Below are 23,605 nucleotides of genomic sequence, written 5' to 3' on the forward strand. Positions count from 1 at the left end.
GAAACCAAGAAGTCAGCCCCCAAGGAGACCGAACCGTGAAGAGCGCCGTGGAGACCCTGAACCCGACTCGGGTTCGGCTCAGCATCGAGGTGCCCTTCGAGGAGCTCAAGGACAGCCTCGACGCGGCGTACAAGAAGATCAACCAGCAGGTCACGGTGAAGGGCTTCCGCAAGGGCAAGATCCCGGCCCGCGTCATCGACCAGCGGTTCGGCCGTGGCGCCGTGCTGGAGGAGGCCGTCAACGACGCGCTGCCGAAGTTCTACACCGAGGCGGTCAACGAGGCGGAGATCGACGTCCTGGGCCAGCCCGAGGTCGACATCACCGAGCTGAAGGACGGCGAGACGCTGAACTTCACCGCCGAGGTCGACGTCCGCCCGACCATCGAGATCCCGGACTACTCCGGCATCGAGGTCGAGGTCGACGCCGTCGAGGTGACCGACGAGGACATCGAGAAGTCGGTCGAGCAGCTGCGCGAGCGCTTCGCCTCCACCTCCCCGGTCGAGCGGGCCGCCGAGGACGGCGACGTCGTCACGATCGACCTGCAGGCCAAGGTCGACGGCGAGGTCCTGGAGGACGGCGTCGCCGAGGGCGTCTCCTACACCATCGGCTCCGGCGAGCTGCTGGACGGCATCGACGACGCCGTGAAGGGCCTTCAGGCCGGTGGCGAGGCCACCTTCACCTCCGAGCTCAAGGGCGGCTCGGCGGCCGGCAAGGCGGCCGAGGTCACCGTCAAGGTCACCCAGGTCGCCGCGCGCGAACTGCCCGAGCTGGACGACGACTTCGCGCAGCTCGCCTCCGAGTTCGACACCCTCGACGAGCTCAAGGCCGACAGCCGCAAGCGCCTCGAGAACATGAAGCAGTACGACCAGGCCACGCAGGCCCAGGAGCGCGTCCTGGAGAAGCTGCTGGAGCTCGTCGAGGTGCCCGTCCCCGAGAAGCTCCTCGAGGACGAGATCAACACCCGCAAGCACAACCTGGAGCACCACCAGCTCGGCCAGATGGGCCTCGACCTCGAGAAGTACCTCGAGATCCAGGGCAAGACGGTCGAGGAGTTCGACGCCGAGACCAAGGAAGCCGCGGTCAAGGGCATCAAGACGCAGTTCGTCCTCGACGAGCTCGTCAAGCAGGAGAAGCTGAACGTCAACCAGGAGGAGCTCACCGAGCACCTCATGCGCCGCGCCGCCTCCTCCGGCATGTCCCCCGACCAGTTCGCCCAGGCCGTCGTCGAGGGCGGCCAGGTTCCGCTCCTGGTCGGCGAGGTCGCCCGCGGCAAGGCCCTGGCCGTCGTGGTCGAGAAGGCCGTCGTCAAGGACACCAACGGCGAGGTCATCGACCTCGACGACGAGGACGAGGTCGAGCAGGCCACCGAGACGGTCGAGGCCGCCGAGGGCACCGCGGACGCCTCCGACGAGGAGAAGTCCGAGGGCTGAGCCCACGGCGCCGCGTAGCTCGTAGGAAGGGCCCTGGGGAGGTGAAATCCCCGGGGCCCTTCTTTCATACGCCCGTACTCACAGGCCCCGGGGCGCTACGCCCCCGGCGAACACCCGCTGAACCGGGATTGCAGCACAGGGCCACCGCGTTAGGGTCCATGAGTATGAGGGCAGGGGAGCCCCCGTTGCCCGCAGAAGACGTAAGACGGCCCGGCGCCGTCGTAAGACGAGCAGGTGGATACGTGACGAATCTGATGCCCTCCGCCGCCGGCGAGCCCTCCATCGGCGGTGGCCTCGGCGACCATGTCTACAACCGGCTGCTCGGCGAGCGGATCATCTTCCTCGGCCAGCCGGTCGACGACGACATCGCCAACAAGATCACCGCGCAGTTGCTGCTCCTTGCCGCCGATCCGGACAAGGACATCTACATGTACATCAACAGCCCGGGCGGTTCGATCACGGCCGGCATGGCGATCTACGACACCATGCAGTACATCAAGAACGACGTGGTGACGATCGCCATGGGCCTCGCGGCCTCCATGGGCCAGTTCCTGCTCAGCGCGGGCACCCCCGGCAAGCGCTTCGCGCTGCCGAACGCCGAGATCCTGATCCACCAGCCCTCCGCCGGCCTGGCCGGCTCGGCCTCCGACATCAAGATCCACGCCGAGCGGCTGCTGCACACCAAGAAGCGCATGGCCGAGCTCACCTCGCAGCACACCGGTCAGACGATCGAGCAGATCACCCGTGACTCGGACCGTGACCGCTGGTTCGACGCCTTCGAGGCCAAGGAGTACGGCCTCATCGACGACGTCATCCCGACGGCCGCCGGGATGCCGGGCGGCGGCGGCACCGGGGCGGCCTGACGGCCCCCTGCACAGCCCCCAGCCGACCGCCTCAGCCCCTAGGAGACAGACAGTGAACGACTTCCCCGGCAGCGGCCTGTACGCCCGCACCGAGGCCGAGTACACCGGCCCGCGCGCCGAGTCCCGGTACGTGATCCCGCGCTTCGTCGAGCGCACCTCGCAGGGCATCCGCGAGTACGACCCGTACGCGAAGCTCTTCGAGGAGCGCGTGATCTTCCTCGGCGTGCAGATCGACGACGCCTCCGCGAACGACGTCATGGCGCAGCTGCTGTGCCTGGAGTCGATGGACCCCGACCGGGACATCTCGGTCTACATCAACAGCCCGGGCGGCTCCTTCACCGCGCTCACGGCCATCTACGACACGATGCAGTTCGTGAAGCCGGACATCCAGACGGTCTGCATGGGCCAGGCGGCCTCCGCCGCCGCCGTCCTGCTGGCCGCCGGTACGCCCGGCAAGCGCATGGCGCTGCCGAACGCGCGTGTGCTGATCCACCAGCCGTACAGTGAGACCGGCCGCGGTCAGGTCTCCGACCTGGAGATCGCCGCCAACGAGATCCTCCGGATGCGCTCGCAGCTGGAGGAGATGCTGGCCAAGCACTCCACCACGCCGATCGAGAAGATCCGCGAGGACATCGAGCGCGACAAGATCCTCACGGCCGAGGACGCGCTGTCGTACGGGCTGATCGACCAGATCATCTCCACGCGGAAGATGAACAACGCCGACGTTCGCTGACGCGGACCCGGTAGTGTCTGCTGCCCCTTGGCACGGTTTGGGACGGTGCACGTCAAAGTGAACCGCGCCAAGGGGGGCCCGAACGGGGGGCCAGGCAAGGTACCGTCGACATAAGGCAGCACCAGGAGCCGCTGGATTCGAAATCGTCCAGGCGTCTCCCAGGCGAAGGGGAAGCACACCGTGGCACGCATCGGTGACGGCGGCGATCTGCTCAAGTGCTCGTTCTGCGGCAAGAGCCAGAAGCAGGTCAAGAAGCTCATCGCAGGCCCTGGTGTGTACATCTGCGACGAGTGCATCGATCTCTGCAACGAGATCATCGAGGAAGAGCTCGCGGAGACCAGTGAGGTCCGCTGGGAGGAACTCCCCAAGCCGCGCGAGATCTACGAGTTCCTCGAGGGGTACGTGGTCGGCCAGGAAGCGGCCAAGAAGGCGCTCTCCGTCGCCGTCTACAACCACTACAAGCGCGTGCAGGCCGGCGAGAACGGCGGCGCCCAAGGCCGCGACGACGCCATCGAGTTGGCGAAGTCCAACATCCTGCTGCTGGGCCCCACGGGCTCCGGCAAGACGCTCCTCGCGCAGACCCTGGCCCGCATGCTGAACGTCCCGTTCGCCATCGCCGACGCGACGGCGCTGACGGAGGCCGGGTATGTCGGCGAGGATGTCGAGAACATCCTGCTGAAGCTGATCCAGGCGGCGGACTACGACGTCAAGAAAGCCGAAACGGGCATCATCTACATCGATGAGATCGACAAGGTCGCGCGGAAGAGTGAAAATCCGTCGATCACCCGGGATGTCAGTGGCGAGGGCGTACAGCAGGCCCTGCTGAAGATCCTCGAGGGCACGACGGCCTCAGTGCCCCCGCAGGGCGGCCGTAAGCACCCCCACCAGGAGTTCATCCAGATCGACACGACGAACGTCCTGTTCATCGTGGGCGGCGCGTTCGCCGGTCTTGAGAAGATCATCGAGTCCCGGGCCGGCGCCAAGGGCATCGGCTTCGGCGCGACGATCCGCTCCAAGCGCGAGCTGGAGGCCAAGGACCAGTTCGAGGACGTCATGCCCGAGGACCTGGTCAAGTTCGGCATGATCCCCGAGTTCATCGGCCGCCTCCCCGTCATCACCTCGGTCCACAACCTCGACCGCGAGGCCCTCCTGCAGATCCTCGTCGAGCCCCGGAACGCCCTGGTGAAGCAGTACCAGCGCCTCTTCGAACTCGACGGCGTGGAGCTGGACTTCGAGCGCGAGGCCCTCGAAGCCATCGCCGACCAGGCCATCCTCCGCCAGACCGGCGCCCGCGGCCTGCGCGCCATCATGGAGGAAGTCCTCCAGGGCGTGATGTACGAGATCCCGTCCCGCAAGGACGTGGCCCGCGTCGTCATCACGGCGGACGTCGTCCACTCGAACGTGAACCCGACGCTGATCCCGCGGGACGCGCGGGGGCGCGGGTCGGGGGAGCAGAAGACGGCGTAGCCACAGCACAGACGTACAGAAGGGGCCCCGGTCGACCGACCGGGGCCCCTTCCGCGTGAGGGCCAGGGGCGTCAGGCCTTGACGCGGATCTCCGCGCGCACCTTCGTGGTGATGTCGATCGCCACGTCCTTGGAGACGCTCGTCGTGGCGTCGGTCGGCGACACCAGGGCGATGGTGCTGTAGTCGGCCCAGACGCAGAACCAGTTGTTCGTCTCCTGCTTGGTGATGACGTTCTGGCCCTTGGCCGACTGGCACTTCATGACCGCGCCGTCCAGGTCGGCGGACTCGGGCTCGCCGACCAGTTCGGTCTTCGGGCCGCTGCTGCTGCCGGAGTCCTCCTCGGCGGCCTTCTTGAACGAGGCGAAGAACGCGTCCAGAGCCTTCTCCGGGTCGGAGATCTTGCCGTAGGCGCCCACGTACGAGATGTTCTTGGCCTTCGCCAACGCGCCCAGATCGGGCATGGAGCTGTTCGGGTCCTCGGGGTCGTAACCCGAGAGGTCCGCGGTCGAGTAGACAGCGGTCACGTCGGTGGCGTTCTTGACGCCGCTCTTCTCCAGCTCCGACGCCGAGTCGCTGCTGCCGGTGGACGAGTCGCCGCCGTCTCCCATGCGGGTGTACTCGCTCAGCAGCTTCTGCGGAGTCGCCAGCTTGTGCGCGCCGTCGTCCTCGAGGCTGCCGCCCGCACCCCCACCGCCGCCGATCACGAAGTACGCCCCGACGCCGATCGCCGCCACGACCGCCACTGCGCCGATGATCAGGCCGGTCTTCTTGCCGCCGCCACCCGGGGCCGGCGGCTGCGGCATGCCGTAAGGGGCCTGGCCGTACGGGGGCTGCTGCTGGCCGTACGGGCCCGGCTGCTGGGGCGGGACGCCCGGGGCCTGCTGCGGGTAGCCGTAGCCGGGCTGGGGCGGGGGAGCCTGCTGGGGGTAGCCGTAGCCGGGCTGGGGCGCCTGCGGCGGCTGGCCGTACGGACCCGGCTGGCCGTACGGACCGGGCTGCTGGGGCTGCCCGCCGTACGGGCCCGGCTGGTTGTAGCTCATTTCTGGGTTCCCCTCCAGATGCTTATGTGTTCCTGACATCCTGGCGCAGACACAGACAACGCACGGCATCGGGGTGCCCACCGTTACAGAAGAATCGCGTTTCGGGACACGCCCGGGACACCGTTCCTACAAACTGAGCGGGAGTGAGTCCTGTTGCCAGGACTGGTGCTCAGCCGGACGCCCCGAACGGTGTTGGGCGTCCTGGGTCCCCGCGTTCGCTCCGCGTCCGGGCGGCACGCATCTGGTGCGTGGTCCGGGGATGCGGGGGCGGTTTCCCTCGCGTCCCGGGGTGCCCGGCCAGGCCTGGACGGTCCGATGCCCCGCACGATCGCTCTGGTCGTGCGGGGGCGGTGTCGTCCGTCGCCGGATCGGGTGCCCCAGGGCGCGCCTTCCGATCGCCACGGCGGCAGCGTCGTGGCGAGTGGTCTTCCTGGTTTTGCTGGTGAGGGGCTTCTGCCAGTGCTGGGCGCCCCACTTGGAGGTGTAGGCAGGATCCACGGCGACGATCTGCAGGCCCAGTTCGGCGGCCATCGACACGAGTCGGGCCCGGAGTCTGCCGGTGGGCATGCCGGAGATGAGCTGCCGGAACTTCTTGCGGCATCCGTGTTTCTCGCGGGTGCTCTCCCCAGTGAAGTCCAGGTTCTCCATCGCGATCGCGAGGTTGTGCCGCCTGGCCCAGTGCAGGAGGCGGATGAGGGCGTGGCGCACCTGCGCGTCGCGGTGGTCGGCGGTGCCGGTGAGGTCGTAGTCGAAGCGGCGCGGCTGACCGGCCGGGTTGCCGTGCTCGTCGAGGCGCCAGGCGGCCAGGTGGTCGGCGTTGGTGTCCACGCCGATCATGCCACCGGCGCGGGCCGTCTCCAGGGGCACGGTCTGGACCGGGGGGATGGTCCAGGACGCGGTGAGGTACCAGCGCCCGCGTGTCACGTCTTCGTGGATGCGGTAGGCCACCGCCCGGTTCGCGGCGATGCGGTCGCGCCAGGTATCGCCCCGGTGTGGGAAGGAGACCTTCGCGGCCAGGATGTACCGGCCGTGCTTCGCGTTGGCCAGATGCGCGAGGGGGGCGGGGAGCTTGAGGGACACTTCGCCGCCGGGGGCGACGCGGATCGTCTCGTTGCCGTACCGCTTCCCGGACTCGTCGTCGGCGGCCAGGAACCGGCGCGACGCTTCCCACCGTTGCCGCCACTGGGTTTCGGTGAGCTGTGCCTCCTCAAGGTGGTGCCGGGTGCCCAGCAGGCGTTTCCCGCCCCACACGACATGTACCCGGCCCGCCTGCCGGTCGGCCCGTACACGCTCCAGCCGGTCCTCCAGCACGTGCAGGCGCCGCGTCTTGTGGAACCGCTCACGCTCACTGCGGTATCCGCCCGGTGCCTGCTTCGTTCCCTTCTCCCCTACCGGCAGGGACAGTCGGCGGGTGATCGTGTCCACTCCGGCTTGGAGGGACTGGATGTGGGCGAGCTGGCTCCGGCGGGCGAGCGCCCACTGGTCGTGCGTGGTCTTCGTGATGCTCCCGGCCCAGCGGGAGGAGGACTGGCAGGTCAGCGCCTGCTTGCGCGCCGCCCACCGGTCGCTGTCGTGCTCCAGCCCGTCACGGCAGCGGGTCTTGAGGTCACGGGACGCGAGCGACCCGAGATGGCCGCCAACCGCACGCAGGATTTCCTCGTCCCTGGGCGTGAGGCCCTTGAGTCGGTCCCGGATCGCGACGCCGGACGGGCCGGGCACCACGAACGGCGCCGCCACCTCCCGCAACCGACCCAACTCCGTCCACACCCAGCATCGAAGATCTCGTCACCCCCCCAACGAATCCCATCCACAAAGGTCACGCATTCGACAGGCAAACCACCGTTCCCATCGACCGGACGGCCATCCGCACGCTCGGCCGTCGGCGCCGACGCTCACCCATGCCCGTAAATGCCCTCTCGTGCACGGTCAAGTGGCAGCCGCCTCGACCCCCTAAACTGAGCGGGTGACCGAGAACGCTCAGCAGCAGCCACCAGCGCCCGACACCGAACTGCCGACCCAGTACGCGCCGGCCGATGTAGAGGGGCCGCTGTACGAGCGCTGGGTAGAGCGCGGTTACTTCGAGGCGGACGAGAAGAGCGACAAGCCGCCGTACACGATCGTGATCCCGCCGCCGAACGTCACGGGCAGCCTGCACCTCGGGCATGCCTTCGAGCACACGCTCATCGACGCCCTGACGCGTCGTAAGCGCATGCAGGGGTTCGAGACGCTGTGGCAGCCCGGCATGGACCACGCCGGTATCGCCACGCAGAACGTCGTCGAGCGCGAGCTCGGCAAGGAGGGCAAGTCCCGGCACGACCTCGGCCGCGAGGCGTTCGTCGAGCGCGTCTGGCAGTGGAAGGGCGAGTCCGGCGGGCAGATCAGCGGTCAGATGCGGCGCCTCGGTGACGGCGTCGCCTGGTCCCGTGAGCGCTTCACCATGGACGAGGGCCTGTCCCAGGCCGTCCAGACCATCTTCAAGCGGCTCTACGACGACGAGCTGATCTATCGCGCCGAGCGCATCATCAACTGGTGCCCGCGCTGTCTGACGGCCATCTCGGACATCGAGGTCGAGTACCAGGACGACGACGGCGAGCTCGTCTCCATCCGGTACGGCGAGGGCGACGACTCCATCGTCGTGGCGACGACCCGTGCCGAGACGATGCTCGGCGACACCGCGGTCGCCGTCCACCCCGAGGACGAGCGCTACCGCCATCTCGTCGGGCGTGAGATCGAGCTGCCGCTCACCGGCCGCCGTATCCCCGTCGTCGCCGACGAGCACGTCGACCCCGAGTTCGGCACGGGCGCCGTCAAGGTCACCCCGGCCCACGACCCGAACGACTTCGAGATCGGCCAGCGGCACAGCCTGCCGTCCCTCGCCGTGATGGACGAGCACGCGGTCATCACCGCCCACGGCCCCTTCCAGGGCCTGGACCGCCTCGAGGCCCGCTCGGCCATCGTCGCCGCGCTGCGCGCCGAGGGCCGGATCGTCGCGGAGAAGCGGCCGTACGTCCACTCGGTCGGCCACTGCTCGCGCTGCAAGACCACCATCGAGCCGCGCCTGTCCATGCAGTGGTGGGTCAAGGTCGGCCCGCTCGCCAAGGCCGCCGGTGACGCGGTCCGCGACGGCCGGGTCAAGATCCACCCGCAGGAGATGGAGAAGCGGTACTTCGACTGGGTCGACAACCTCCACGACTGGTGCATCTCGCGGCAGTTGTGGTGGGGTCACCGCATTCCGGTCTGGTACGGCCCGAACGGCGAAGTCGTCTGCGTCGGTCCGGACGAGGAGCCGCCGAGCGGTGAGGGCTGGCGTCAGGACACCGACGTCCTCGACACCTGGTTCTCCTCCGGCCTGTGGCCCTTCTCGACCCTCGGCTGGCCCGAACAGACCGAGTCGCTCGCGAAGTTCTACCCGAACTCCGTCCTGGTCACCGGCTACGACATCCTCTTCTTCTGGGTCGCCCGGATGATGATGTTCGGCCTGTACGCGATGGACGGCACCCCGCCGTTCCACACCATCGCCCTGCACGGCATGGTCCGTGACCAGTTCGGCAAGAAGATGTCGAAGTCCTTCGGCAACGCGGTCAACCCGCTGGACTGGATGGACAAGTACGGCTCCGACGCCCTCCGCTTCACCCTCGCGCGTGGCGCCAACCCGGGCGTCGACGTCCCGATCGGCGAGGACTGGGTCCAGGGCTCCCGCAACTTCGCCAACAAGATCTGGAACGCGACGCGCTTCGCGCTGATGAACGGCGCGACGGTCGACGGCCCGCTCCCGGAGCCGTCGGCGATGTCCTCGACCGACCGCTGGATCCTCTCCCGCCTGAACTCCGTCGTCGCGGAAGTCGACGCGTTCTACGAGGACTACCAGTTCGCCAAGCTGTCCGACGCCCTCTTCCACTTCGCGTGGGACGAGGTCTTCGACTGGTACGTCGAGCTGTCCAAGACGACGTTCCAGGCGGGCGGCGAGGCGGCCGAGGTCTCCAAGCGCGTCCTCGGCGAGGTCCTCGACGTCACGCTGAGGCTGCTGCACCCGGTGGTCCCGTTCGTCACGGAGACCCTGTGGACCACGCTGACCGGCGGCGAGTCGATCGTGATCGCCGAGTGGCCGGCCGACAGCGGCTTCCGTGACCGGGGCGCCGAGCAGGAGATCGAGTCGCTCCAGTCGGTCATCACCGAGGTCCGCCGCTTCCGCGCCGACCAGGGCCTGCAGCCGGGCCAGCGGGTCCCGGCCCGCCTCACCCTGGACGGCACGGCCCTCGCCCCGCACGAGCCGGCCATCCGCCAGCTGCTGCGCCTGCAGCCGGAGGGCGAGAACTTCGCGGCCACGGCGACGCTGCCGGTGGCAGGCGCGGAGGTCGCGCTGGACCTCTCCGGCGTGATCGACGTCGCGGCCGAGCGCAAGCGCCTCGCGAAGGACCTGGCCGCGGCGGAGAAGGAAAAGGCCCAGGCCACGGCCAAGCTCGGCAACGAGGCGTTCCTCGCGAAGGCCCCGGACAACGTCGTGGAGAAGATCCGCGGCCGCCTGGCGAAGGCGGACGAGGACATCGCCCGCATCGCCGCCCAGCTGGACCGCCTGCCGCCGGCGTAGGTGCGCGTACGTCGATGAAGGCCCCCGGAGCTTCTTGGTTCCGGGGGCCTTCGCCGACCTTCTCGGGGGCGCGGGGCTGTGTTGAATTTGCGGCTACCGCCGCGTGGGCGCGACCAGCCCCACCGACCTGTCACCCGCCCGACAACCCCCACCACCCCACTCCCTGGGCGCACTGTCAGTCGCCCTCCGTAGACTGGCCCCGTGAGCGACCAGAACGAGCCTGACCCCCTCGACCCCTTCGACGAGATCATCGCGGAAGAGACCGACCGCGACCCCGATCTGGCGGTCATCGAGGCCGGCAGCCGAACCCTGCGCACCCAGGGCGGCAAGCCCCAGGCCGACGTGCCCGCCCGCCCCGAGGACCCCGAGGTCGACAAGGCCCTGCGCGAGGTCGAGGCGGAGCTCGCGACGCGCTGGGGCGAGACCAAGCTGGAGCCTTCCGTCAGCCGTATCGCCGCGCTCATGGACGTCCTGGGCGAACCGCAGCGCTCGTACCCCTCGATCCACATCACGGGCACCAACGGCAAGACGTCGACCGCCCGCATGATCGAGGCCCTCCTCGGCGCCTTCGAGCTCCGCACCGGTCGCTACACCTCACCGCACGTCCAGTCGATCACCGAGCGGATCAGTCTCGACGGCGCCGCGATCTCCGCCGAGCGCTTCATCGAGACGTACCAGGACATCAAGCCGTACATCGAGATGGTCGACGGACAGCAGGAGTACCGGCTGTCCTTCTTCGAGGTGCTCACGGGCATGGCGTACGCCGCCTTCGCCGACGCGCCCGTCGACGTGGCCGTCGTGGAAGTGGGGATGGGCGGCTCCTGGGACGCCACCAACGTCATCGACGGTGACGTCGCCGTCGTGACGCCCATAGACCTCGACCACACCGACCGGCTCGGCGGCACACCCGGCGAGATCGCCTCCGAGAAGGCCGGGATCATCAAGCAGGACGCCACCGTGATCATGGCCCAGCAGCCGGTGGACGCCGCGCAGGTGCTGCTGAAGAAGGCCGTGGAGGTCGACGCGACCGTGGCCCGTGAGGGCCTGGAGTTCGGGGTCGTGGCGCGTCAGGTCGCCGTCGGCGGACAGCTGGTGACGCTGCGCGGACTGGGGGGTGAGTACCCCGAGGTGTACCTGCCGCTGCACGGTGCGCACCAGGCGCACAACGCCGCCGTGGCCCTCGCCGCCGTGGAGGCGTTCTTCGGCGTGGGCGCCGCGCGGGCCGAGGCGCTGGACATCGACACCATCCGCAAGGCGTTCGCCGCGGTCGCCTCGCCGGGGCGGATGGAGGTCGTACGGCGGTCGCCGACCGTCGTGCTGGACGCCGCCCACAACCCGGCCGGCGCGCGGGTCACCGCCGACGCGATCGGGGAGGCCTTCGACTTCAGCCGGCTCATCGGGGTCGTCGGCGCGAGCGGCGACAAGAACGTGCGGGGGCTGCTGGAGGCCTTCGAGCCGATCTTCGCGGAGGTCGTCGTCACGCAGAACTCCTCGCACCGCGCCATGGACGCCGACGAACTGGCCGCCATCGCCGTCGAGGTGTTCGGTGACGAGCGGGTGCAGGTCGAGCCGCGGCTGCCGGACGCCCTGGAGGCCGCGATCACGCTGGCCGAGGAGGAGGGCGAGTTCGCCGGCGGCGGTGTGCTCGTCACCGGGTCCGTCATCACGGTCGGCGAGGCCCGGCTGCTGCTGGGGAAGGGCTGAGTCCGAAGATGCGTACGCTCTGTTCCTCGACCCTGATCGGCGAGTTCTTCGTTATCGGCTTCGCCGGTCTGGTCGCCATGAAGGACCCCGACCTGTCCATGTCGACGGTGTGGACGGTCAGCGGCATCGCGATGTTCCTGTGCGTGCTGCTGTGCGGTCTGGTGACCCGGCCCGGTGGGGTCGCCCTCGGCTGGGCGCTGCAGATCGCCCTCATCGCCTCCGGCTTCATCGTGTCGACGATGTTCATCCTGGGCGTGATCTTCGCGGCGCTGTGGTGGGCCTCGGTGCACTACGGGAGGAAGGTCGACGAGGCGAAGGCGAGATTCGCCGCGCAGAGCGACTCCTCCACACCTGACGCTGCGTAACAAGGGCCTGGACACGCCCTGTAACCTCATCCCACCGCACCACCGGCAGTAAGCAAGAAGGAGCCCTCCCGTGACCCAGCGCACCCTCGTCCTGCTCAAGCCCGACGCCGTCCGTCGCGGCCTGACCGGCGAGATCATCAGCCGTATCGAGCGCAAGGCCGGCTGGCAGATCACCGCGCTGGAGCTGCGCACGCTGGACCAGGACACGCTGGAGCAGCACTACGGCGAGCACAAGGGCAAGCCCTTCTACGAGCCGCTGGTGGAGTTCATGGCCTCCGGGCCGGTCGTCGCCCTGATCGTCGAGGGCGAGCGGGTCATCGAGGGACTGCGCGCGCTGGCCGGTCCGACGGACCCGATCGCCGCCGCGCCGGGCTCCATCCGCGGTGACTTCGGTGTGATCGTCCGGGAGAACCTCATCCACGCCTCCGACTCCGAGGAGTCCGCCGAGCGCGAGGTGAAGATCTTCTTCCCGGGCCGCGCCTGACCCCTCTCAACCGGTCCGACCTGGGGCGGCCGAAGAAACCCGGCCGCCCGGCGGCATATGCGCGGCGATCGAGGGAACGAGTGCCCCCGATGGCCCGTCTCCACAAGCGGGGCGGCTCGCCATCTGCTGACAATGGCGAAGACCCTCCCGCAGTGTTCGCGAAAGCGCGTCTACGATAGAAGCCTTCACGTCACAGCACCCACTTCGCCGACCTGAAAAGCCATCAAAAGCTCCCAGGGAAGGCCAGACGAATCCTGATGGGGAACTCAATGTCGTTCATCGGCCGTGACATGGCTGTCGACCTCGGGACCGCCAACACGCTGGTGTACGTCAGGGGTCGCGGGATCGTACTCAATGAGCCGTCCGTCGTCGCGATCAACACCAACACCGGTGGCATCCTCGCGGTCGGCGCCGAAGCGAAGAAGATGATCGGGCGCACGCCCGGCAACATCGTTGCCGTACGTCCGCTGAAGGACGGCGTCATCGCCGACTTCGAGATCACCGAGCGGATGCTCCGCTACTTCATCCTGAAGATCCACAAGCGGCGGTATCTGGCTCGTCCGCGGGTCGTCGTCTGTGTGCCCTCGGGCATCACCGGCGTCGAGCGCCGCGCCGTCATCGAGGCGTCGTCCCAGGCCGGCGCCCGCCAGGTGCACATCATCGAGGAGCCCATGGCCGCGGCCATCGGCTCCGGCCTGCCGGTCCACGAGGCCACGGGCAACATGGTGGTCGACATCGGCGGCGGCACCACGGAGGTCGCGGTCATCTCCCTCGGCGGCATCGTCACCGCCCAGTCCATCCGTGTCGCGGGCGACGAACTGGACAACGCGATCATCCAGCACATCAAGAAGGAGTACTCCCTTCTGCTGGGTGAGCGGACGGCCGAGCAGATCAAGATCACGATCGGTTCCGCGTACGACCTCGACGCTGACGAACACACCGAAATCCGCGGCCGGGACCTCGTCTCCGGTCTGCCGAAGACCGTCGTCATCTCCGCGGCCGAAGTGCGCAAGGCCATCGAGGAGCCGGTCAACGCGATCGTGGACGCGGTGAAGACGACCCTCGACAAGTGCCCGCCGGAGCTGTCCGGCGACATCATGGACCGAGGAATCGTTCTGACCGGCGGCGGCGCCCTGCTGCGCGGCCTCGACGAGCGGCTGCGTCGCGAGACCGGCATGCCGATCCACATCGCCGAGGACCCGCTGGACAGCGTGGCGCTCGGCTCCGGCAAGTGCGTCGAGGAGTTCGAGGCGTTGCAGCAGGTGCTGGACGCCCAGCCGCGCAGATGACGTAACTCTTCGATTCCGCCGTACGGGATGATCTCCTCTCGTACGGCGGATCGTTGATATAGAGGCATAAGCTTCCAAGAGCCGCCAAGCGCGTCATTCAAGCTCGCATACAAGCTCCGCACACAAATTCCGTATATGAACCCCACGGGTTTCCCCGGGGTTTCCCGAACTCCTATGAGGAAGGGCACGGCCGCCGCACGTGAGGGACACACGAGAGAGCCGGCTGCTCCTGGTGCTGCTGATCGCCGTCGCGTTCGCGCTGATCACGGTGGACATCCGCGGCGGAGAGGATTCCCCGGTCGACGGCGCCCGGTCCGCCGCGGCCACGGTCTTCGGCCCGATCGAGAACGGTGTGTCGGCGGCGGTCGACCCGGTCGGCAACGCGGTCGCCGCGATCCGTGACTCCGGAGAGCGCCACGACCGGCTCGCCGCGCTGGAGCAGGAGAACGCCGCTCTCAAGGCGAAGCTCGGCAGCGACGACCGCAACCGCAGCCGGCTCAAGCAGCTCGACAAGATGCTGAAGGTCGCGGGCGCGGGCCAGTACGGCATCAAGGGCGCCGAGGTCATCGCCATAGGAGCGGCCCAGGGCTTCTCCTGGACGATCACCATCGACGTCGGCGAGAACGACGGCATCCGGCGCGACATGACCGTCCTGAACGGCGACGGCCTGGTCGGGCGGGTCACCACGGTCGGCCCGAACACCGCGACGGTGCTCCTCGCCAACGACCCCGACTTCACCGTCGGCACCCGCATGGAGGCCAGCGACGAGCTCGGCTTCGCTTCCGGCCAGGGCGACCGCCCGCTGCGCGTCGAACTCCTCAACGGCAAGGCCGAGGTGAAGAAGGGCGACCGGCTCGTCACCTTCGGCTCCCAGGCCGACAAGCCCTTCGTGCCCGGCGTCCCCGTCGGCGTCGTCTCCCGCGTCGACCCCTCTGGCGGCGGCCTGACCCGCACCCTGTACGTCACGCCGTACGCCGCGTTCTCCAAGCTCGACATCGTCGGCGTCGTCGTCCAGGCCCCCACCAAGGACCCGCGCGACACGGTCCTCCCCGACAAGCCGAAGCCGACCCCCACGCCGACCGTCACGGTCACCGTCACGCCGGGCGCCGACGGCACGGTCGACGGCCAGGACCAGCCCCGGACGGACGATCAGAACCAGCCTCAGGCGGACGGCCAGTACGAGCCGCAGACCGACGGCCGGTATCAGCCGCCAGGCGACGGTCAGAACCAGTACGAGCAAGAGCAGTAGGAGCTGAAGCCCCATGCGCGTCAACCGAATCCTGCTCTCCTCCGCACTGATCGTCGTCGCCCTGGTGATCCAGGTGAGCGTCCTGGCCCGCCTTCACCTTCCGGGCGCCGTCCCCGACCTGCTGCTCCTCACCGTCCTGGGCCTCGCCATGGTCTACGGCCATGTCGGCGGCGCCCTCGTCGGCTTCGGCGCCGGTCTGCTCGCCGACCTGGCCCCGCCCGCCGACCACGCCGCCGGCCGCTACGCGCTGGTGCTGTGCGTCATCGGCTACCTCGTCGGGCTCATCAAGCCCGACAACGGCCGGCTCAAGTCGGCGACGGGGCCGATGGTGGTCGTGGTCGTCGCCGCGATCGGCACGACCCTGCTGTACGCCGGGGTCGGCGCCCTCGTCGGGGACACCGCCGCCCGCCATGTCGGCCTCGGCAGCCTGCTGTTCACCGCCGCGCTGTACGATCTGCTGCTCGCCCCGTTCGTGGTCCCGGGGATCATGGCGCTGGCCCGGCGCGCGGAGAACGACCCGCTCGCCGACAGCAACTCGCAGACGAAGAAAGCCGACATCTCCACCGGCTGGCTCTCCGGCGGGACCGGGCTGCGCATCGGTGGCCAGCGCGGAGGGCTGAAGGGCGGACTGAAGGTGAAGGCGGCGCGGGCACGAACGGCCCGGGCCGGGCGCATCAAGGGGGTCAAGCGGCTGTGAGAGCAGCGGAGTTCACCCGGGAGGGTGAGTCCAGGAGGAACCGGACCGCACGGGCCGGCCGTTCATCACTCGTACACACACAGTCGTATCCGCACTGGTCGCACCGGTGCACCCATCGGTACGCGCACTGAGAGGGGGAGGCAGCCACAGTGACCAACATCCCCGAGACCGGCCGGACGCCACGCGTCCAGATCCGGCTCATCGTCATCCAAGTCCTCGTCCTCTCTCTCCTCGGCACCCTCGGCGGACGCCTGTGGTACCTCCAGATCCGCGAGGGCGACGCCTACGCCAAGGAAGCCTCCGGCAACCACGTGCAGCAGGTCGTCCAGCCCGCCGTGCGCGGCTCGATCCTGGACGCGCGCGGCGTGCCGCTCGCCGACAACGAGACACGGCTGGTGGTCTCCGCCTCCCGCACCGACCTGCTGAAGATGAAGGACGACGGTGAAGCCGTCCTCACCAAGCTGGCCGGTGTCCTGGGCATGACGCCCAAGGAGGTCGAGGAGAAGGTCCGGCTCTGCGACGCCAAGACCCCGCAGCCCTGCTGGAACGGCTCGCCGTACCAGCCGATCCCCATCACCGACGAGGCCACCCCCAAGCAGGCCCTGCAGATCCGTGAGCGCGCCGAGGACTTCCCCGGCATCACCGCCGAGCCGCAGGCCCTGCGCCGCTACCCGAGCCCCGGCAAGTCCAACACCGCCCAGGTCCTCGGCTATCTCTCCCCGGTCACCGACCAGGAACTCCAGCAGGCGCAGGACACCGACTCCCCGTACCTGCGCTCCGACCAGGTCGGCCGCTCCGGCCTGGAGCGGCAGTACGACAAGGAGCTGCGCGGCAAGGCAGGCGTCACCCGCTACGAGGTCGACAACCTCGGCCGGGTCATCGGCCAGGCCAAGGCCGACGCCGCCCAGCCCGGCTCCAACCTCGTCACCAGCATCGACGCCCGGGTACAGCGGGTCGCCGAGTACGAGCTGAACGACGCGATGAAGCAGGCCCGCAAGGAGTGGGACCGCAACACCAACGAGCCGTACAAGGCCGACTCGGGCGCCGTCGTCGTGATGGAGGCCAAGACCGGCCGCATCGTCGCCATGGCGTCCAACCCGACGTACGACCCGAACGCGTGGGTCGGCGGCATCTCCGCCAAGGACTACAAGACGCTGACCGGCAAGTCCTCCAACTACCCGCTGCTCAACCGGGCGATCCAGGGCCAGTCGGCCCCGGGCTCCATCTTCAAGGTCATCCCGACCGCCGCCGCGGTGAACGCGGGCTACTCCTTCGACGGCCCCTACCAGTGCTCCAGCTCGTACTCCATCGGCGGCCAGGTCTTCAAGAACTTCGAGTCCAAGGGGTACGGCCCGATCAGCCTCGGCCGCGCCCTGGAGGTGTCCTGCGACACCGTCTTCTACCGGCTCTCCCACGAGGAGTGGAAGCGGGACGGCGGCACCAAGCCGAAGAAGAACGCCAACGACTGGTTCTACAAGACGGCCCACCAGTTCGGCCTCGGCGCGGAGACCGGCATCGACCTGCCCAACGAGGTCACCGGCCGCGTCCCGGACCGCCAGTGGAAGCTGGACTACTGGAAGGCCAACAAGGACGCCTGGTGCAAGTACGGCAAGAAGGACGGCAGCTACGCGGAGAAGATCGCCTACGAGAACTGCCTCGAAGGCAACCGGCTGCGCGCGGGTGACTCCGTCAACTACTCCATCGGACAGGGTGACACCCTCGTCACCCCCATCCAGATGGCCACCATCTACGCGGCCATCTCCAACGGCGGGACCCTCTACGACCCGACGGTCGGCAAGGCCGTCGTCAGCGCCGACGGCAAGACCGTCGAGGAGATCAAGCCCAAGTCGCACGGCAAGCTGCCGATAAGCAGGCAGACACTGGCCGCGATGGACGACGCCCTCGCCGGCGTCGCCACCCGCGGTACCGCCGCCTGGCGGTTCGCGCAGGTCGGCTGGCCGCAGGACAAGATCCCGATGCACGCCAAGACCGGTACCGCCGAGGTCTACGGCAAGCAGACGACCTCGTGGTTCGCGACGTACACCAAGGACTACTCGATCGTCATGACGATCTCCCAGGGTGGTACGGGTTCCGGTGCCTCGGGTCCGGCCGTGCGCAACATCTACGACGCGCTGTACGGCGTCTCCGACGACGGCGCGATCAACAAGAAGAACGCGCTGCTGCCCACGCCCGCGAAGAGCCTGCCGAAGGTCCGCACGGACGGCACCATCACCTCGCCCAAGATCGCCAAGGACCCGGCGAAGGACCAGCGGGTCAGCCAGAAGGGCGAGGCCGGGCCGGACGAGCAGCAACTCGCCGGGACCGTGGCGCCGCCGACGAACGAGAACCGGGACACCCGGCGCAGGCGGCGCAGGAGCCGTCGGCGGGGAAGCCGGAGGATGCTCACATGACCGGCGCCAACAGCTTCCAGGTCTCCGGGTACGGGCCGGAACGGGCGGGCTGGACCCGCCTGTTCGCCCGTGACTCGCTCGCCCGCCGGCTGGACTGGCCGATACTGCTGTCGGCGATCGCGCTGTCGCTGATCGGCTCGATCCTCGTCTTCTCGGCGACCCGCAACCGGACCGAGCTCAACCAGGGCGACCAGTACTACTTCCTGATCCGGCACATCCTGAACACCGGTATCGGGATCGCGCTGATGATCGGGACCGTGTGGCTGGGGCACCGCACCCTGCGCACGGCGGTGCCGATCCTGTACGGCGTCTCGGTCTTCCTGATCCTGCTGGTGCTCACCCCGCTCGGCTCCACCATCAACGGCGCCCACTCCTGGATCAAGCTCCCCGGCGGCTTCTCGCTCCAGCCCTCGGAGTTCGTGAAGGTCACGATCATCCTGGGCATGGCGATGCTGCTGGCGACGAGAGTGGACGCGGGCGACAAGCAGTACCCGGACCACCGCACGGTGGTGCAGGCCCTGGGCCTGGCCGCCGTTCCGATGCTGATCGTGCTGCTCATGCCCGACCTCGGCTCGGTCATGGTGATGGTGGTGATCGTGCTGGGCGTGCTGCTCGCGTCCGGTTCCTCCAACCGCTGGGTCTTCGGGCTGATCGGCGCGGGCACCATGGGGGCGGTCGCGGTCTGGCAGCTGGGCGTCCTGGACGACTACCAGATCGCCCGTTTCGCGGCCTTCGCCAACCCCGAGCTCGACCCGGCGGGCGTCGGCTACAACACCAACCAGGCGCGGATCGCGATCGGCTCGGGCGGGCTCACCGGCTCGGGGCTGTTCCACGGCTCGCAGACGACCGGCCAGTTCGTGCCGGAACAGCAGACCGACTTCGTCTTCACCGTCGCGGGGGAGGAGCTGGGCTTCGTCGGCGGCGGGCTGATCATCCTGCTCCTCGGCGTGATCCTCTGGCGTGCCTGCCGCATCGCCCGCGAGACGACCGAGCTGTACGGGACGATCGTCGCGGCCGGCATCGTGGCGTGGTTCGCCTTCCAGGCCTTCGAGAACATCGGGATGACCCTGGGCATCATGCCGGTGACCGGTCTGCCGCTGCCCTTCGTGTCGTACGGAGGGTCGTCGATGTTCGCGGTCTGGGTGGCGGTGGGGTTGCTGCAGTCGATTCGGGTGCAGCGGCCGATGTCGGCGTGATCGCTCCGCTGGGTTGAGCCGGGGCGGCGGGGGCGGGGCGGGGCTGGAGTGCTGGCCGGGGATGGATGTCGGCGTGGGGCTGGTTGGAGTGCCGGTCTGATGTGCCGGTGCCGGTGCCGGTGCCGGTGCGCTGGGCGGAGGCTGCGGTGGCTGCCGCTGACTGTGCCGAGCGTTCCGCCCAGGCGGTCCAGGGTGCCCCGCCGAAGCGGTGCGCGTGCGCTTCGCCAACCGTATGCAGGGTGCCCCGCCGAATCGGTGCCGGGCGTTCCGCCCAACCAGTGCCGGGCGGTCCGCCGAACTGGCTTCGTGAGCCCCCGCCGAACTGGCTCCGTTGGCCTGCCGCCGAAGTAGCTCCGCGAGCCCCCCGTCGAACCCGTGCCGGCGCCTCGGTCGGCGAGGGCTCTTCGGCCGGTTTTCTCGCCATCAGCCCCCTGTCCGCCTGGGGTTCATGGCCGGTGAGCACTGTCGTCCGGTCGTGGCTGCCACTAGATTCGGGTCATGGCGGACACGAAGCGCGAAATCGAGCGGAAGTATGAATCCGACGAGAGTGGCCTGCCCGACCTGACCGGCGTGGCGGGGGTCGCGGCCGTGATCGACAAGGGGGTCGCGCATCTCGACGCCACCTACTACGACACCGCGGACGAGCGGCTCGACGCGTCGTCGATCACGTTGCGCCGCAGAACGGGTGGCTCGGACGCAGGCTGGCATCTGAAGTTCCCGGTGGCGCCGGGTGTGCGGGATGAGATTCAGGCCCCCTTGTCGGACACGCTGCCCCGCACCCTCGCCGGGCTCGTCCGCTCCCGGGTCAGGGACGCCGAGCTGGTGCCCGTGGTCCGGCTGCGCTCCGACCGGGACGTGCGCGACCTCGTGGACGCCGAGGGGCGGCTGCTCGCCGAGGTCAGCGTGGACGCCGTACAGGCCGAGCGGCTCACCGGAGGCGGCCGTACCGCTCAGTGGACCGAGATCGAGGTGGAGCTGGCCGACGGCACCGACCCGGCGTTCCTCGACAAGGTCGAGAAGAAGCTGAAGAAGGCGGGCGTACGGCCCTCCGCCTCGGCCTCGAAGCTGAAGCGGGCCCTGACGGAGACGGCGCCGAAGAAGAAGCGGGGCAGGAAGGCGGGGGAGGCCGGGGCACAGGCGGAGCCGGTCACCGCCGGGGATCACGCCCTCGCCTACCTCCGCGCGCAGCTGGACGCGATCGTCGAGCTCGATCCGGCCGTGCGGCGGGACGTGTACGACTCCGTGCACAAGATGCGGGTCGCCACCCGGCGGATGCGCAGCGCCCTCAAGTCGTACGGCAAGGTCCTCGACCGCGAGGTGACCGACCCGGTCGGCGCGGAGCTGAAGTGGCTGGCCGGGGAGCTGGGCGTCGACCGGGACCAGGAGGTGCTGACCGAGCGGCTGACCGCGGCCGTCGACGAGCTGCCGCGCGCGCTGCTGGTCGGGCCCGTCCGGACCCGGCTGCGTACCTGGTCGCGTGCCCGCGGCGGCGGATCGCGGCGGCGTCTGACCAACGTGCTCGACGGCGCGCGGTATCTGCGGCTGCTGGAGTCCCTCGACGCCCTGGTGGCCGATCCGCCGCTGCTGAAGGCGGCCGGCAGGAAGCCGGAGAAGGTGATCGGGAAGGCCGTACGGAAGGACCTGGCGAAGGTGTCCCGGCTGGTCGAGCGGGCGTTCGAGCTGGAGCCCGGGCAGGAGCGGGATCTCGCGCTGCACGAGGCGCGGAAGAAGGCCAAGCGGACGCGGTACGCGGCGGAGTCGGCGGTCCCGGCGCTGGGCGACCCGGCCACCGCCCTGGTGAAGTCGATGAAGAGCCTGCAGAACCTGCTCGGCGACCACCAGGACAGCGTGATGACCCGGGAGGCGCTGCGGGAGCTGGCCCGGCAGGCGCACGGGGCGGGGGAGCCGTCGTTCACGTACGGGCTGCTGTACGGGCGTGAGGAGCGCCGGGCGGCCGAGGACGAGGCCGAGCTGCCCGGGCTGTGGAAGGAGATCAAGGGCGGTACGAGCATCTGAGCGTGCGGGGGGCCGTCGCGGTCGCGTTAGGCTAGATGGTCACCCCTGTCAGTTCAGTCCCAGCTCACGAAGGTTCGCGACATGTCTGCCGAAGTCGCTGCGGCCGCCGAGTCTGTGTTCCCGCAGCTCGAAGCTCTGCTCCCGCATGTGCAGAAGCCGATCCAGTACGTCGGCGGAGAGCTCAACTCCACGGTCAAGCCGTGGGAGTCCTGTGACGTCCGCTGGGCGCTCATGTATCCCGACGCGTACGAGGTCGGGCTGCCCAACCAGGGCGTCATGATCCTCTACGAGGTCCTGAACGAACAGGAGGGCGTCCTCGCCGAGCGCACGTACAGCGTGTGGCCGGACCTGGAGGCCCTGATGCGGGAGCACCGGGTCCCGCAGTTCACGGTGGACAGCCACCGGCCGGTCAAGGCGTTCGACGTGTTCGGCCTGTCCTTCTCCACCGAGCTCGGCTACACCAACATGCTCACCGCCCTGGACCTGGCCGGGATCCCGCTGGAGTCCAAGGACCGCACCGTCGACGACCCGATCGTCCTGGCCGGCGGCCACGCGGCCTTCAACCCCGAGCCGATCGCCGACTTCATCGACGCGGCGATCATCGGCGACGGCGAGCAGGCCGTGCTGGACATGACGAAGATCATCCGCGACTGGAAGGCGGAAGGCCGCCCGGGCGGCCGCGAGGAGGTCCTCTTCCGCCTCGCGAAGACGGGCTCGGTGTACATCCCGGCGTTCTACGACGTCGAGTACCTCGCGGACGGCCGTATCGCCCGTGTCGTACCGAACAAGAGCGGTGTCCCGTGGCGTGTGTCCAAGCACACCGTCATGGACCTGGACGAGTGGCCGTACCCCAAGCAGCCGCTGGTCCCGCTCGCCGAGACGGTCCACGAGCGGATGTCGGTGGAGATCTTCCGCGGCTGCACCCGCGGCTGCCGTTTCTGCCAGGCCGGCATGATCACCCGCCCGGTGCGCGAGCGCTCGATCACCGGCATCGGCGAGATGGTCGAGAAGGGCCTGAAGGCGACCGGGTTCGAGGAGGTCGGCCTGCTGTCGCTGTCGAGCGCCGACCACAGCGAGATCGGCGACATCGCGAAGGGCCTGGCGGACCGCTACGAGGAGGACAAGATCGGTCTGTCCCTCCCGTCGACCCGCGTGGACGCCTTCAACGTCGACCTGGCCAACGAGCTGACCCGCAACGGCCGCCGCTCCGGACTGACCTTCGCCCCCGAGGGCGGCAGCGAGCGCATGCGCAAGGTCATCAACAAGATGGTGAGCGAAGAGGACCTGATCAGGACCGTCGCCACCGCCTACGGCAACGGCTGGCGGCAGGTGAAGCTGTACTTCATGTGCGGCCTGCCGACGGAGACCGACGACGACGTCCTGCAGATCGCCGACATGGCGATGAACGTGATCGCGAAGGGCCGCGAGGTGTCGAGGTCCAACGACATCCGCTGCACCGTCTCGATCGGTGGCTTCGTCCCCAAGCCCCACACCCCGTTCCAGTGGGCCCCGCAGCTCTCCGCCGAGGAGACGGACGCCCGCCTGGAGAAGCTCCGCGACAAGATCCGCGGCGACAAGAAGTACGGCCGCTCGATCGGCTTCCGCTACCACGACGGCAAGCCCGGCATCGTCGAGGGCCTCCTCTCCCGCGGCGACCGCCGCATCGGCGCCGTCATCCGCGCGGTCTACGAGGACGGCGGCCGCTTCGACGGCTGGCGCGAGCACTTCTCCTACGACCGCTGGATGAGCTGCGCCGACAAGGCGCTGGCCCCCTTCGGCGTCGACGTCGACTGGTACACCACCCGTGAGCGGACCTACGAGGAGGTCCTCCCCTGGGACCACCTGGACTCCGGCCTCGACAAGGACTGGCTCTGGGAGGACTGGCAGGACGCCCTCGACGAGACCGAGGTCGAGGACTGCCGGTGGACGCCTTGCTTCGACTGCGGTGTCTGCCCGCAGATGGACACCCACATCCAGATCGGCCCGACGGGCAAGAAGCTGCTGCCGCTGACGGTGAAGAACGCCGCGTCGGCGCCCAGCGGGCACTCGCACTGAACGACGCGCCGACCAGCC

The 23,605-nt window shown here is 69.1% G+C and carries 17 protein-coding genes; 15 read left to right on the forward strand and 2 right to left on the reverse strand.

Going from position 1 to position 23,605, the window contains the following annotated elements; genetic code table 11:
* The first annotated feature begins 35 nt into the window (after positions 1-35).
* From tig to clpX, 4 genes are all read left to right on the forward strand, one after another.
* On the forward strand, positions 36-1,430 hold the full coding sequence (gene tig, locus ACFZBP_RS16620) for a trigger factor (RefSeq protein WP_383451199.1): 1,395 nt from the start codon (positions 36-38) through the stop codon (positions 1,428-1,430).
* Between the two features lie 254 nt (positions 1,431-1,684).
* Entirely contained in the window at positions 1,685-2,293 is a 609-nt protein-coding gene (locus ACFZBP_RS16625) for an ATP-dependent Clp protease proteolytic subunit (protein WP_217206386.1), read from the forward strand.
* Positions 2,294-2,345: 52 nt separating this feature from the next.
* Positions 2,346-3,026, forward strand: coding sequence for an ATP-dependent Clp protease proteolytic subunit (locus ACFZBP_RS16630; RefSeq protein ID WP_308402482.1), 681 nt, complete (start codon positions 2,346-2,348; stop codon positions 3,024-3,026).
* A 180-nt stretch (positions 3,027-3,206) separates the two neighbouring features.
* Positions 3,207-4,493, forward strand: coding sequence for an ATP-dependent Clp protease ATP-binding subunit ClpX (clpX, locus tag ACFZBP_RS16635; RefSeq protein WP_062720622.1), 1,287 nt, complete (start codon positions 3,207-3,209; stop codon positions 4,491-4,493).
* A gap of 71 nt (positions 4,494-4,564) precedes the next feature.
* Here the strand turns inward: clpX and ACFZBP_RS16640 are convergent, their stop codons facing one another.
* Together ACFZBP_RS16640 and ACFZBP_RS16645 are read right to left on the reverse strand one after the other, a co-directional pair.
* Positions 4,565-5,533 (reverse strand): hypothetical protein, encoded by a 969-nt coding sequence (locus ACFZBP_RS16640; protein ID WP_391413723.1) that lies wholly within the window; start codon positions 5,531-5,533, stop codon positions 4,565-4,567.
* A gap of 126 nt (positions 5,534-5,659) precedes the next feature.
* Positions 5,660-7,288 (reverse strand): IS200/IS605 family accessory protein TnpB-related protein, encoded by a 1,629-nt coding sequence (locus ACFZBP_RS16645; protein WP_391413725.1) that lies wholly within the window; start codon positions 7,286-7,288, stop codon positions 5,660-5,662.
* 208 nt (positions 7,289-7,496) lie between these two features.
* Here ACFZBP_RS16645 and ACFZBP_RS16650 point away from each other — a divergent pair, with 208 nt between their 5' ends.
* From ACFZBP_RS16650 to ACFZBP_RS16700, 11 genes are all read left to right on the forward strand, one after another.
* Positions 7,497-10,121 carry a valine--tRNA ligase gene (locus tag ACFZBP_RS16650; protein WP_391413727.1) on the forward strand — a complete coding sequence of 875 codons (2,625 nt, stop codon included), beginning with the start codon at positions 7,497-7,499 and terminating at the stop codon, positions 10,119-10,121.
* A gap of 201 nt (positions 10,122-10,322) precedes the next feature.
* On the forward strand, positions 10,323-11,825 hold the full coding sequence (locus tag ACFZBP_RS16655; protein ID WP_383451185.1) for a bifunctional folylpolyglutamate synthase/dihydrofolate synthase: 1,503 nt from the start codon (positions 10,323-10,325) through the stop codon (positions 11,823-11,825).
* Between the two features lie 8 nt (positions 11,826-11,833).
* On the forward strand, positions 11,834-12,190 hold the full coding sequence (locus ACFZBP_RS16660; protein ID WP_234762593.1) for a DUF4233 domain-containing protein: 357 nt from the start codon (positions 11,834-11,836) through the stop codon (positions 12,188-12,190).
* 70 nt (positions 12,191-12,260) lie between these two features.
* Positions 12,261-12,674: a nucleoside-diphosphate kinase gene (gene ndk / locus ACFZBP_RS16665; RefSeq protein WP_062720617.1), complete on the forward strand. Its 414-nt coding sequence runs from the start codon at positions 12,261-12,263 to the stop codon at positions 12,672-12,674.
* A gap of 269 nt (positions 12,675-12,943) precedes the next feature.
* Complete coding sequence (locus tag ACFZBP_RS16670) at positions 12,944-13,963, forward strand: rod shape-determining protein (protein WP_004931372.1); 1,020 nt, start codon at positions 12,944-12,946, stop codon at positions 13,961-13,963.
* 199 nt (positions 13,964-14,162) lie between these two features.
* Positions 14,163-15,212, forward strand: coding sequence for a rod shape-determining protein MreC (gene mreC / locus ACFZBP_RS16675; protein WP_383451180.1), 1,050 nt, complete (start codon positions 14,163-14,165; stop codon positions 15,210-15,212).
* A gap of 13 nt (positions 15,213-15,225) precedes the next feature.
* A complete protein-coding gene (mreD, locus tag ACFZBP_RS16680) occupies positions 15,226-15,909 on the forward strand; it encodes a rod shape-determining protein MreD (protein WP_383451178.1) in 684 nt (227 codons plus the stop codon).
* Between the two features lie 149 nt (positions 15,910-16,058).
* The gene (gene mrdA / locus ACFZBP_RS16685) at positions 16,059-18,320 is read left to right on the forward strand and encodes a penicillin-binding protein 2 (protein ID WP_383451175.1); all 2,262 of its coding nucleotides are present in this window, start codon (positions 16,059-16,061) and stop codon (positions 18,318-18,320) included.
* Positions 18,317-19,516: a rod shape-determining protein RodA gene (gene rodA / locus ACFZBP_RS16690; RefSeq protein WP_383451173.1), complete on the forward strand. Its 1,200-nt coding sequence runs from the start codon at positions 18,317-18,319 to the stop codon at positions 19,514-19,516. Before mrdA ends, rodA begins: the two co-directional genes overlap by 4 nt.
* A 498-nt stretch (positions 19,517-20,014) precedes the next feature.
* Positions 20,015-21,532, forward strand: a complete 1,518-nt coding sequence (locus ACFZBP_RS16695) for a CHAD domain-containing protein (RefSeq protein WP_391413734.1) — start codon at positions 20,015-20,017, stop codon at positions 21,530-21,532.
* Positions 21,533-21,613: 81 nt separating this feature from the next.
* On the forward strand, positions 21,614-23,587 hold the full coding sequence (locus ACFZBP_RS16700; protein WP_391413736.1) for a TIGR03960 family B12-binding radical SAM protein: 1,974 nt from the start codon (positions 21,614-21,616) through the stop codon (positions 23,585-23,587).
* The last annotated feature ends 18 nt before the right edge of the window (positions 23,588-23,605 follow it).

Origin of the sequence: Streptomyces sp. NPDC008086 (genome assembly GCF_042957325.1) — a bacterium.
GTDB lineage: Bacteria > Actinomycetota > Actinomycetes > Streptomycetales > Streptomycetaceae > Streptomyces.